A 12,323-nucleotide genomic window follows, 5' to 3' on the forward strand; every position below is an offset into this window, starting at 1 on the left:
TAAAATATTTGCGCAAAAAAAGCCTTCATAATCATTATGAAGGCTTTTTATTCGCTAGATACTTATTTCACGCGCTAAATACTTACTTTACACTCAATAGCTCAACCGTGAAGATAAGCGTGCTGTTAGGCTCGATACCCGCATTACCCGCTTCGCCATAGGCGATATCTGATGGGATATAAAACTCATATTTGCCGCCCTCTTTCATCAACTGTAGACCTTCTGTCCAGCCAGCGATGACTTGGTTAAGTGGGAACTCGATTGGCTCACCGCGCTCATAAGAGCTATCAAATACGGTACCATCAATCAATTTACCTTCGTAGTTTACTTCCACCACATCAGTTGCTTTTGGTGATTTACCAGTACCTTCTTTTAGTACTTTGTACTGTAAGCCAGACTCGGTTTGCTTAACGCCTTCTTTCTTCGCATTTTCTGCTAGGTATGCAGTACCTGCTGTTTTGTTTTCTGTTGCTTTGTTTTCCATGTCTTTGACGAACTGCTCTTCTTGTTCTTTTTGATAGGTCATCAATACTTCTTGCATCTGCTCTTGAGTCAATGCTGAGTCATTGCCTTCATAGCCATCACGGAAGCCTTTTTCAAAAGTATCTAGGTTCAGATCTTTAACTGCTTCTTTATTACCTTCTGCCATCATGAAGCCTAAGCTATAGCCCACTTTTTCACTTGCTGAGCTTTGCTCTGTGATAGAAACGCTTTGAGCAGCTGTTTCTTGACTGCCGTTATTGGTGCTACAGCCTGTCATTAACAAAATAGCACTAGCAAGAGCGCTAACGCTTAAAGTAGTGATTTTTTTCATAAAGTACTCTCTAATTGTAAGAATAGTGGCGAGATGTCACATTTCTCTATAATAACAAATCTTAGTTTTGGGAACCACGCTTTGCGCAAAATTATCGGGCGAATGTACAGTCTGTGTAAATATTTCCTGTGATAATAACAAGTTATCACACAAATATAGTGTCGGGTAAAGCTTTCTGTCTTTAAATCCATCAATAGTTCAGTTAAGCTGAGTTCGTTAAGGAGATAAGTAATCGAATGTTGGTATTTATCATTGGTATATGAGTGTCAGTAGCAAAGCGATAACTAAAAACCAGCCTGATACTTTTGATAATCCTCTTTATTCGAAAATGATAATATCTTTCCATAACTCAATTTAAAGACACTATTTATAATAAACCATCTGTATATTTGTCTCGTTCAACAGTGATTGTACTAACAATACTTTTGAGTGTTACCTATAGGATGATTCAAGGAGGATAAGATGAATCCAATGTACACATCTTTTAACGGTTATCTTGGTGGGCCTATCGGTTCTATCATTGGCGCTATTTTGATATTTATCATTGGTTGGCTGGTCGCACTCGGTATCGCAGCACTTGTCCGCGGTGTGCTCTCTAAAGTCAATCTTAATCAACGCATGAACTCTTCAACTGGTAAAACTTACGATCTTGAGGGAATTATCTCCAAGATTGTTTTTTGGTTTATCTTTATCATTGCTATTTCAGGGGCGCTTAGCCAACTAAACTTAAACTCAATTTCGGCACCATTTGCAAATATGGTTAATCAAGTATTGGCATTCATCCCTAACCTCATCGGTGCGATTGCGCTTGGTGTGATTGGTTGGGTCATCGCCACTGTCGCACGCACTGCAATCAATGCGGCGCTTTCTAAAACAACGATGGACGAGCGTCTAAGCGCACAAGCCGGCGTAAAACCGATGAGCAGCACCATCGCTGATATGGTTTACTGGTTCATCTTATTGGTTGTTTTGACCATGGTACTCGGTCAGCTAGAGCTTGATGGTTTGTTTGCACCATTGACCAATATGGTCGACAAAATCTTCAGCTTTATCCCTAACATCCTCATCGCTGGTGTGGTCTTTGTCGTTGGTTATATCATTGCCAAAGTCGTACGCGGCATTGTGACCAATCTTGTTTCTACGTTTAACGTTCAAGCATTGGCGTCAAAAGCAGGCTTAAGTGAACAAAACAGCCTACCTAACATTGCAGGTTCGCTAGCATTTTTAGTAGTTATTATTCCAACGATTATTGCTGCGTTAAATGCATTGAAAATCGAAGTAATTGCTCGTCCTGCGACCAATATGCTTAACAAAATTATGGAAGCATTGCCAAATATCTTTATGGCAGTCGCTATCCTAGTAGTGACTTTCTATGTTGTTCGTATGGTCGCCAATATCGTTAAAGGTTTGCTTGAGAATACGCAAGTGAACCAATTGCCTGCCAAAGTTGGCTTGCAAGAAACCATGGGCAGCCAGAGAGTATCGGACTTAGTTGGTCATGCGATTATCTTCTTTGCTATGCTATTTGCAGCCATTGCAGCCGCCGATCTATTAGGTTTTGTTGCTATATCAGGCATCATCACGATGTTCATCGCTTTTGGTGCCAACATCGTATTAGGTGCGATTATCCTATTCATCGGATTCTGGCTTGCCAATATCATTGCAGGCGTTGTTGAACGTTCTGAGCAAGGTTCACAGTTCTTAGCAAATATCGTACGTGTATTGATCATGGGTCTTGTACTTGCTATGGGTCTAAAAGCAATGGGTATTGCTGATTCGATCGTTAATCTAGCATTTGGTCTAACTTTAGGTGCCGTAGCCGTTGCCTTTGCCCTATCATTTGGTCTTGGTGGTCAAGAAGCAGCTGCACGCTTCCTACGTAAGATGCAAGACAAAATGGATCGTGAACGTGACGAAGCGAAAGCAAAGTCTGCAGTCACGCCAAACTCATCGACGCAAGAGAAAGTTGCTGATTCAGTACGTGAAAATACGCCTTCAGCTGCTACTACGTCAACTACTGACTTGCGTACTGATGTTATCGAGACGCCTCGCGTAGATACCAATGACATCTACAACAGTGATCAGACGCTTCCTGGTAGCAATCTTAACGATGATATCAATAAGTAAGCATCCATAACGCCTTACTTTTAAATAAGAAAAAGACAGCCTAGGCTGTCTTTTTTTATGCGCGTATTAGTAGAAATCGCTTAGAGGTAGGGTATAAAAAATTGAAACGACATTGGAACCATGTTGAAACAGCACCTGACTCAGAACCACCCTGCTCTAAAAACTACTTTGCAGAAATCGTTAATCTCTACAATAATCAATCCCTATTTGTCTTTTTTTGCAGGTATAGAAAGACTTAGCTGTATTTGAGGTAACTTAGCAGGCTTATTATTGTTCTCGTCATTGTTATCAGATTTAGCATTCTGATCAGCTTGCTTATTTGTTCTTTGGACGTTATTTTGCGATTCCTGCTTTTTTAGCTGCTGTATTTGCTTAGTTAGCTGCCGCTCTCTTTGAGTCATCGTATCGACTGGCTGTATCCATACATCAATATCGATAAATGTCTCATTATCTTCAGTAATAAAATCAATACCAAGCACAACGATATGATGTAACTCTACTATTGGCAAGCGCGTCGCTACGTCCTGTGCAATTTTTGCTAGATTCGGCTGGATAGCCGCTTTGCTGTTATTTGCCTGAGCATCCTGACCATAGAATATGAGCACATAGTGCCGACCCAAGCTCTCGTAAGAATGCTGATGTACCACATAACCATCTTGTCTCAGCTTATCACTTTGCTTAGGATGTCTATATAGCGTACGGACCAGTTCATGCCGCGAGAACAACGACTCATCCAGCAGTTGTTGCTGCCAGCGAGACACTGAGATATCTGGCTGTGTTTGATCGTCTGTCGCTGTCTGCTTTTCACGATACATTGCTATCATCTGTGCACTTAACTGCGACCATAGTGTCGCTGCTTGTTGCATATGCTGATGATACATCTGGGCAGTTGCGCTCTGATTTTTGTACGCGAGCGCCATGGTGACAAGTGCTGGATTGGGTTTATCCTGAGTTTCATGTTTGATAAGCGTATTATCTACTGTGATAGCAGGCGCCAATAAAGATGGACTTTGCAAAAACTGAGCCGCGAGTACTTCTTCTGATACAAAACTTGGCGCATGACTGATAGCCGAGTATTGCAACTGTGCTAAATGATAACTCAAAAACCGCCATAACTCGCAAGGGGTCTGTACCGCTACCAAGACCGATTGCCAGTCGTGCCAGCTGAACACGTGTAGTTGTGGCCCAGCCTCACTCATATCTACCACCAAATCCTCCAAAAAATAGCGAGCGCCGAAGTCATGCTTTAGACGACTGGGTGGTTTGGTCTGATGACTATCAGTATGTGCTGCACTCCTCTCTTCCTCATCAGTCAGCTGAATATCGACAACTAAAACATCATGGCAAGCGGGCTCTATGTCTTTAGTGTTGGTGTCGATACTTTCGGTGCGGTTTTTTTCGATGTCGTTTCTTTCGGTGCTTTTATTTTGAGAAGCTAATGCCTTATGCCATGCGAGGGCAGATTTTACCGCAGTCATACGTGCTGCACTAATATCAGCTGAACTGGTATCTAAAGGTAAATACAGTGTCAACGCCAGCAGTTGCAGCTTGCCTGCTGAGAGTTGGTAGAGATATTGACCAGCATCATATTTTTGTCCAGCTGTTTGTATAGCAGGCAGCGTGACGCCTATCGCAGCTGACTGTAAATAACAGGCAAGCTCACTAGCAAGATAACTTTCATCAGATATTGCAGTAGAGGACTGAGACACAAATTCCAACCTTTTATTATCGTATATTAGGCGATTAGTCGCCTTTTGACTTCTCAAAACCATAGCGTTTTTACTAATATCATTGCTAGTACTTTAGTGCATTTACGACTGTAAAATTACGCTACATAAGCACCATCAGACACAGTCGCTTTCAACGCAATGACTTGTTATGATGATATCAAAGCGGTGTTACTTGTTCGTAGATTTTATAATTATAGGCTGCATTCACGCACCGCTGTTAGGTTCATTTATCAAATTTTAATCAGCACTATATAATAACAAGGATTGAGCATTATGAAGCGTTTTAAAGAAAAAACCGTGATCGTCACTGGAGCAGGTTCAGGTATTGGCCGTGCCACTGCCATTCGCTTTGCTGAAGAAGGTGCTAGAGTGGTTTTGGTGGGGCGTACTGCTGATACCTTAGCAAAAACAGCAGAACAGTTTCCAGAAGATCATACGTGGATTCATACTGATAACTATCTATGTGTCACTTGCGATATCAGCGTACAGAGCCAAGTACAGGAGATGATCAAGCATACTATCGATAAGTTTGAAAGGATTGATGTTTTGGTCAACAACGCTGGAAAAGCGACTCAAGGTAAGATAACAGATCTGTCTGCTGAAGACTGGCGCTCAGCCATTGATGTTAATTTAAATGGTACATTTTATGTCTCACAAGCGGCGATGCCCCATTTGATAGAAACCAAAGGCAGTATCGTCAATGTCTCATCCCTCTCAGGTATGGGTGGCGACTGGAATATGGCCGCCTACAACGCTGCCAAAGCAGGCGTAACCAACTTAACGCGTACGCTGGCGCTAGATCATGGCCCTGACGGTGTGCGCGTCAACGCTGTCAATCCAAGTGTGACTAAGACCAGTATGACCACTGCCATTCAAGACAATGACAATAAGACAGACAAATTCCTAGCCCGTTGTCCACTTGGGCGTTTGGCTGCCCCAGAAGATATCGCCGCTGCCATTACTTTTTTGGCCAGTAACGACGCTGCTATGATTACTGGGGTGAACCTGCCTGTTGATGGCGGTGTCAGCGCCTCTAACGGTCAGCCACAGTTCTAGTATTTTGCTATTTAAGTTAACAGCCACAATAAAATCACTCAAAAAAAGCCCCTGATAACATAGTATCAGGGGCTTTTTTATCTTTAGAAATATAATAAAAAAGGCTTATTCAGATTTAGCGGCGTTATTGATATCTTGTAGCGGCTGCGATAAACGCTCAGGATGCCTTGGCATGACACCTTGGTATTGAGCATAAATTTTTGGCAAATCCGCTTCAATATCTCCAGTTGGATGTACTAAAGATAAAAAACGAACTTCTTTGGTATTATAATCCAGCGCGACTGGCAAGATAGGCACGCCAGCACCGAGCGCCAAATAGTAAAACCCTGTCTTCCAGCTTTCAGTATACTGCCGTGTACCCTCTGGTGATAAGCCCAAAAATAGCGGCTCACCTGTCTTAAACTTATCAATACTGGCTTGTAGTACTGAGCCTTTTTCAGTGCGATTAATCGGAATAATCCCCATCCAGTACAGCAGCTGAGACAATACTGGCACTCTAAACAGCGTATGCTTTGCCATGATACTAATTTTTAAATCTAGCGCAAATAAACTAGGAAGTGCATAAACGCCATCAACATTAGAGGTATGGGGTAATGCCAATACCACAGCCTGAGAGATATTAGGAATATCACCAACCGTTCGCCATCCCAATGTCTTCATGAGCCACAAGCCAATCACAGGCGACACTTTGTTACCGCGCCTAGGCACATTATCACCCACTTGTTTTCTACTGAGCTTCGGCAGTATCTTTGAGCGCGCAGACTCAGTAGTAGCAGACTTAGAGCGTTTAAACATCTTTGGCATCATGGCAGTACAATATAGTGAAAGGTACTAACATGATAACATTAAGCCTGTTTGACTAGGCTGAATTTTGCGTGCTTTTACTACGTACAAGAGCGCTCAGTCATAAATATAAGTAATACCCTATGTCGTTCACTCTTGCACATATTTCTCAAGACTCACTGATATCGATTAAGAAATATCAGCTAAATCGCCTTTACTTTCCAGCCAAGATTTGCGATCAGCGGCACGTTTCTTTGCCAGTAGCATATCCATAATGCCATTGGTCAGTACCATGTCATCCATATCTAACTGCACTAACCGACGCGTGTCTCGGCTCATCGTCGTCTCACGCAGTTGCTCAGCGCTCATCTCACCCAGACCTTTGAAGCGTGTGATTTGCGCTTTCTTATTACCCGGTACATTGGACAAAATATGCGCAAGCTCTGGCTCATCTAACGCATAATGTACTTCTTTACCCACATCCACGCGGTAGAGCGGCGGCATCGCGACAAATAAATGACCCGCATCGACCAGCGCAGGGAAATGCTTCACAAATAACGCACAGATCAGTGTCGCAATATGCAGTCCGTCAGAGTCAGCATCTGCCAAGATACATATCTTGTCATAGCGTAGCTCGGACAGATCATCAGAAGCCGGATCCACACCGATCGCAATGGCGATATCGTGAATCTCTTGGCTCGATAGTACCGTATCTGAGGACACTTCCCACGTATTTAAAATCTTACCACGCAGGGGTAATATCGCTTGATAGTGACGATCACGCGCTTGCTTAGCGCTACCGCCTGCCGAGTCACCCTCTACTAAAAACAGTTCCGCGCCATCACGCAGATCTCCGCGGCAATCTGCCAATTTACCTGGCAATGCTGGCCCTTGGGTAATCTTCTTACGAGCGACTTTTTTGGCGGATTTTAGGCGTCGTCCTGCTTTATTAATTGCCAATTCCGCAATCTGCGTACCCATATCTGCATGTTGGTTGAGCCATAAGCTAAAAGCATCTTTTGCCAAGGTCTGTACAGCGCCAGCAGCCTCGCGGCTCGATAAGCGCTCTTTAGTCTGTCCAGAGAACTGCGGCTCAGAGAACTTCAAGGATAGGATATAGTTCACTCCATCCCACACATCTTCTGCAGTTAACTTCACACTGCGCGGTAGCAAGTTATGAATATCACAAAACTCACGTAACGCTTCTAAGATACCCGTGCGCAGACCATTGACGTGCGTACCGCCTTGAGCCGTCGGGATCAGGTTCACATAGCTTTCTTGAATCGGCGTACCGCCCTCAGGTAACCAAGACAACGCAAAGGTCACACCCGCACGTTCGCCTGCTTTTGCATCGTAGTTATAATAAAACGGTGCTTCAGGTAGCGTCTCAAGACCATCTAATTGCTCGCTTAGATACTCGACCACCCCATCAGTAAATTGCCAAACGACCTTTTCATCATTGATATCATCGGTGAACTCAATCGTTAGCCCCGCAGACAATACCGCTTTGGCTTTTAGATTGTGTTTGAGCTGCTTGACATTAAATTTGGGCGTATCAAAGAAACTACCATCGGCCCAAAAATGCACTTTGGTACCACGTTTACGTTTATTGGAGCTGACTGCTTCTGTCAATGGCGTCACAGGTGCGCCGTTTTGAAACGCCATATCAAACTGCGTACTATCACGCCATACCGTTACTTCAACACGCGTGGATAACGCATTGACGACAGAAATACCCACACCATGCAGACCGCCAGACACTTCGTAATTGGAGGTCGAGAACTTGCCACCCGCATGCAAGCGGGTCAAAATCAGCTCGATGCCTGATTGACCAAACTCAGGGTGAATATCAGTCGGCATACCGCGCCCATCATCTTTGACAGACAGCGACCCATCACTGTGCAGCTGCACCTTGATGGTTTTGGCATAACCCGCCAACGCTTCATCCACCGAGTTATCAATGACCTCTTGCGCCAAATGGTTTGGTCGCGTGGTATCGGTATACATACCCGGGCGACGACGTACGGGTTCAAGCCCTTCTAAAACTTCTAACGACTGCGCATTATATTGACTCACAAATGCATCCTTAACTATTCATGTGCGTTTAACTCTATAAAACCATTATAACCAAAAACAGCGACGTTAAGGTCAATAGTCCATCGTTCACGTCATATAATGTCGTCTGTTTAGGTTTTTACTAAATTCTGTAGCATCTCTATTACCATCGGTAGCTGCTCACCAAAATCACTAAAGCGATGATCGCCGCCTGCTTGTACGGTTACTGATGCGCCCTGCCCTTCATAAAAGTCCTGAGACAACTCAGAGCTTAATAGCTCATCACCCTGTTTAAGCAGTACAGCAATTTTGTTGGGATAATTAACTTGAGAGATTTGATGATCTGCAAACCATTGCAAATCAGCATTGGTTATATCCCAGCCGCCTGCTGTCGAATGTAAAACATAATCTTCAGACAATGCTGCTTTACCACTATCGATTAATACAGACTCATCAGCAAACCGCTGTAGCGTAATATGTGGCTGCGTACTAGGGTTTAGTAGTAATGCAGGGCAACCCATTTTATTACTGATTAACGTAGAAAAATATCCACCCAATGAGCTACCAACCAATACCGTACTGGAAGATTCGGTCTGCTCATCTTTGCTATTGTTTAACCCGTCTATCAATAACAACAACTTCTCACGAACTTGCGCAGGCGATTTATTCAAATCAGGACGCAGCACCGTGATATCAGGATGATGATGCTGGCAGTATTTGTCTAACAGCAGCCCTTTAGCCGAGTTCGCATCGCTGTCCAGTCCATGGATATAAATCAGGTTCACGTATTATCTCACTTATTAATTTTGTTATGATTGTCTTATATAGGCTAGTAGCGCTAAGCATAGCACCCGATGCGCAAAAATAATAACAATAAAACGGCACACTATTAGTCGGTATTTGCGACATAATAATATGATCATAATCGTCTGGTGCCAGTCAAAGGAATGATGGTAATAGCAATGGAGTCGCCATGAATCAACAGTTTGAGCTGTTCGACATTGACAACCCTTGTATCGGTGTCTGTGAAAGCAATAAAAAAGGCTATTGCTTTGGTTGCCTGCGCAGTCGAGCCGAGCGCCAACGATGGCATCATATGACGACAGAGCAGCAACGTGAGGTACTGAGGCTTATCGCAGGACGTAAGCTGCGTATTGAGCTTATGCGGCTGCGCAAAAACGAGCAGCTAGGATTTGATTTTGAAGAAGAGGTTGAGATGGGTTTGTTGTTTTGATACTTTGGAATAATTTTGGTTACTAGAGCAAATCTGCTTAGCTTCTATTCATTATTTGCGTCGAAATAAATGATCGAATGTTTCTATATGGTACTCAACTAGCCATTCATAGAGGTTATCATATAAAAATCGAATAGACTCTATATCTGATGAATAGACCATACACCCACGATCATCATACATGTAAAAGACGATTTTCTTAGATTTGTTAATAAAGTATATATTGTCACTTATTGCTGGGGATAAACCCATTTCAAGATTAGCAGTACCTCTAAGGATATTGATATAGTTTACTGAGGCAAGATCTACTCTAAATATTTTCTGAATATGATGAGTAGTAATTGTCATTATCTCTGAAATTTCTTTTTGAATATCATAAAACTCGTCAGTTTCTGAAGTTATAACAATATTCTCATCTTTAATTATTTCGTCAAAATACGAAAATTGTGCTTCTAGATACCCATTCGTTGGCTTATAAAACTCTCCACCTCCGTCATGTTTAAAGGAGTTAATTAGAATGTAGACTTCATCTTCATCGTTAAATACAGACTCAAAAATCTTAACTGCTTTTTTTACACAATGATCAACTCTTTTGATGGTACCGTTTTCAAAACCATCGCCTAGTTCAAATCTTAAATGGTTGGTATGACTAATAAATGACTCTGTAGGATGTAAATTACTATCAGGAAAATTAGTTTTGATAAAATTTTGAAAAGCATACCAGTTTGAATTTTTACTCATAATATTCCTTAACCCTAAACTAAACAGTGTATGAGTCGACTACGAATAATTTGTAAAGCAAGCAATACACTACCTTATGAAACGCTTATGGAAAACCAGTGATTAACACTACTTTATATTCTTCAAAACGGAATATGGTCATCAAAACTGTTCACCGACTTAGATACTTTTAGTTGAAGAGCTTCTTCATTTTTTAAAAGTTCATCAACCCCTAATTCAGTTATAGAGTAAGCATAGAACTCATAACCTTCTTGGTGATCTATTTCTATAGATTTGCTTAAAAAACCCATGCGCTCTAGTTTTACTAAAGAAAGCTGAAGAACAGCATCGTCTATCCCATTGATATTATTACTTATCATGTAAAAAGGTAAACCAATAGGATTAGCAACTTGACTTTGAAGACAAGAAGCTAAAAATCTATAGTCTTGCTCTTTCAACTTGTAATTTGATGGATTCGCAATAATTGCTTTCGATTCAGAAAGACTAGAACGATTTAGAATACCTAAACTAGCAGCTTCTATTTTAATTAATGAGCAAGCCCTATTAGTTGCAGAAACTAAATCACCATCTGAACGATTCACATCATAGTCAGCAGGCGTCACACCTAATAAATCAGTTGGTAGATGTATATCTATATCACGAGGCTTAAGAATAAAAGAACGTTTCTTTCCAATAGCACCAATAAATAAACCAAGTTCAAATACTACATTATCTCTAACTATATGTTGATTTTCATCCCTAATTACAGCTACATCATCTGGTGCAAAAATAAACAGTGCAAAGTCGACAGTAGAAGACTTCTCAACTAAATCTTCAATAGTTGAAGATGAGAGTTTAAAAGTACCCCCTGTCCAAATAGTAACTTCAAACTGATGATCTAGATTGACATTAACAGCTTCGGCAATTGGAATACTTTCAACTGAGGATGCAATAAATAATCGGGGTTTTCTCAACTCATAATCTCCGTACTTTATTAAATGTCAAAAATTTAAAATCCTAAAAATAATGCCATAATCTCCTAAATAATATAGCAATAAAAATCACATCTTGCACTCTTTCGTATTTGTAAATAACAAAATCAAAAGTATTAAATATAATACTTTCAAAAAATAAAGCTTATTGAGATCCAAAGGCTAGATATAAAAAGGTCTCCAATCACACAATTGATTGAAGACCTTTAGTTATAAAAAGATAACGATGACCTACTCTCACGTCAGCGAACCACACTACTATCGATTATAAGATATTTCACTTCTGAGTCCGACAATTAACAAATTTTACATCGTGCTCTTTTCGTCAGCGATTGGGCTATTACTGCTTTACTTTCTCATTTATAAAGGACTAGTAACTAAACTATAAAGAGTACGTACGCCATTAATATAGTTACCCATGCGCATATTTTCATTGGCAGCGTGCTGATTATTGTCAGCGTTGACCAAAGGTACGATAACAAACGGCACTTGCAGAGCATCTACAATCTCTGCCGTTGGCACTGTACCGCCCATCATGCGAATACGGACTGGCGCAGGTTTCGCGCTGAATGATTCTACCATCGACTGGTACGCCCATTTACCGACTACCGACAGGTGCATCTGAGCTTTAGGAAATTCCAGCCAAAGAAAAGCCCCTTGACACTAAAGTATCAAGGGGCAAATCTAGAATAGAGAGCTGACGATGACCTACTCTCACATGGGCGAACCACACTACCATTGGCGCAACGATGTTTCACTTCTGAGTTCGGGAAGGGATCAGGTGGGGCCATCGCGCTATTGTCGTCAGCAAA

The 12,323-nt window shown here is 41.7% G+C and carries 11 protein-coding genes and 1 rRNA gene; 3 read left to right on the forward strand and 9 right to left on the reverse strand.

Annotated features, from left to right (window positions below; genetic code table 11):
* Positions 1–82 precede the first annotated feature (82 nt).
* On the reverse strand, positions 83–814 hold the full coding sequence (locus NJD71_RS11605) for an FKBP-type peptidyl-prolyl cis-trans isomerase (RefSeq protein ID WP_319052101.1): 732 nt from the start codon (positions 812–814) through the stop codon (positions 83–85).
* A gap of 462 nt (positions 815–1,276) precedes the next feature.
* On the opposite strand from NJD71_RS11605, the gene NJD71_RS11610 reads away from it, so the two are divergent.
* Positions 1,277–2,941, forward strand: coding sequence for a mechanosensitive ion channel (locus tag NJD71_RS11610; protein WP_319052103.1), 1,665 nt, complete (start codon positions 1,277–1,279; stop codon positions 2,939–2,941).
* A 203-nt stretch (positions 2,942–3,144) separates the two neighbouring features.
* On the opposite strand, the gene NJD71_RS11615 is transcribed toward NJD71_RS11610, so the two are convergent.
* On the reverse strand, positions 3,145–4,650 hold the full coding sequence (locus NJD71_RS11615; protein ID WP_319052104.1) for a hypothetical protein: 1,506 nt from the start codon (positions 4,648–4,650) through the stop codon (positions 3,145–3,147).
* 294 nt (positions 4,651–4,944) lie between these two features.
* Between NJD71_RS11615 and NJD71_RS11620 the strand changes: the two genes are divergently transcribed.
* A complete protein-coding gene (locus NJD71_RS11620; RefSeq protein ID WP_319052105.1) occupies positions 4,945–5,727 on the forward strand; it encodes an SDR family NAD(P)-dependent oxidoreductase in 783 nt (260 codons plus the stop codon).
* 105 nt (positions 5,728–5,832) lie between these two features.
* Here the strand turns inward: NJD71_RS11620 and NJD71_RS11625 are convergent, their stop codons facing one another.
* From NJD71_RS11625 to NJD71_RS11635, 3 genes are all read right to left on the reverse strand, one after another.
* Positions 5,833–6,522: a lysophospholipid acyltransferase family protein gene (locus tag NJD71_RS11625; RefSeq protein ID WP_319052106.1), complete on the reverse strand. Its 690-nt coding sequence runs from the start codon at positions 6,520–6,522 to the stop codon at positions 5,833–5,835.
* Positions 6,523–6,699: 177 nt separating this feature from the next.
* Positions 6,700–8,586 (reverse strand): DNA topoisomerase IV subunit B, encoded by a 1,887-nt coding sequence (parE, locus tag NJD71_RS11630; RefSeq protein WP_319052107.1) that lies wholly within the window; start codon positions 8,584–8,586, stop codon positions 6,700–6,702.
* Between the two features lie 110 nt (positions 8,587–8,696).
* The gene (locus tag NJD71_RS11635; RefSeq protein WP_319052108.1) at positions 8,697–9,350 is read right to left on the reverse strand and encodes a YqiA/YcfP family alpha/beta fold hydrolase; all 654 of its coding nucleotides are present in this window, start codon (positions 9,348–9,350) and stop codon (positions 8,697–8,699) included.
* 188 nt (positions 9,351–9,538) lie between these two features.
* On the opposite strand from NJD71_RS11635, the gene NJD71_RS11640 reads away from it, so the two are divergent.
* Positions 9,539–9,799 carry a DUF1289 domain-containing protein gene (locus tag NJD71_RS11640; RefSeq protein WP_319052109.1) on the forward strand — a complete coding sequence of 87 codons (261 nt, stop codon included), beginning with the start codon at positions 9,539–9,541 and terminating at the stop codon, positions 9,797–9,799.
* 51 nt (positions 9,800–9,850) lie between these two features.
* Here the strand turns inward: NJD71_RS11640 and NJD71_RS11645 are convergent, their stop codons facing one another.
* The 4 genes from NJD71_RS11645 to rrf form a co-directional block, all read right to left on the reverse strand.
* Complete coding sequence (locus NJD71_RS11645) at positions 9,851–10,540, reverse strand: DUF3885 domain-containing protein (RefSeq protein ID WP_319052110.1); 690 nt, start codon at positions 10,538–10,540, stop codon at positions 9,851–9,853.
* Positions 10,541–10,662: 122 nt separating this feature from the next.
* Positions 10,663–11,493, reverse strand: coding sequence for a nucleotide-binding protein (locus NJD71_RS11650; RefSeq protein WP_319052111.1), 831 nt, complete (start codon positions 11,491–11,493; stop codon positions 10,663–10,665).
* Positions 11,494–11,871: 378 nt separating this feature from the next.
* Entirely contained in the window at positions 11,872–12,093 is a 222-nt protein-coding gene (locus NJD71_RS11655; protein WP_319052112.1) for a hypothetical protein, read from the reverse strand.
* 113 nt (positions 12,094–12,206) lie between these two features.
* Positions 12,207–12,320: ribosomal RNA gene (gene rrf / locus NJD71_RS11660) — 5S ribosomal RNA — on the reverse strand.
* Positions 12,321–12,323: the final 3 nt, after the last annotated feature.

It is taken from the genome of Psychrobacter sp. PP-21 (assembly GCF_033790785.1).
Classification (GTDB): Bacteria; Pseudomonadota; Gammaproteobacteria; order Pseudomonadales; family Moraxellaceae; genus Psychrobacter.

Excerpts from the sequence above, each read along its gene's own strand:
- NJD71_RS11605 (WP_319052101.1), bottom strand. The coding sequence starts at position 814 with ATGAAAAAAATCACTACTTTAAGCGTTAGCGCTCTTGCTAGTGCTATT.
- NJD71_RS11610 (WP_319052103.1), top strand. The coding sequence starts at position 1,277 with ATGAATCCAATGTACACATCTTTTAACGGTTATCTTGGTGGGCCTATC.
- NJD71_RS11620 (WP_319052105.1), top strand. The coding sequence starts at position 4,945 with ATGAAGCGTTTTAAAGAAAAAACCGTGATCGTCACTGGAGCAGGTTCA.
- NJD71_RS11625 (WP_319052106.1), bottom strand. The coding sequence starts at position 6,522 with ATGTTTAAACGCTCTAAGTCTGCTACTACTGAGTCTGCGCGCTCAAAG.
- NJD71_RS11640 (WP_319052109.1), top strand. The coding sequence starts at position 9,539 with ATGAATCAACAGTTTGAGCTGTTCGACATTGACAACCCTTGTATCGGT.
- NJD71_RS11645 (WP_319052110.1), bottom strand. The coding sequence starts at position 10,540 with ATGAGTAAAAATTCAAACTGGTATGCTTTTCAAAATTTTATCAAAACT.
- NJD71_RS11655 (WP_319052112.1), bottom strand. The coding sequence starts at position 12,093 with ATGGTAGAATCATTCAGCGCGAAACCTGCGCCAGTCCGTATTCGCATG.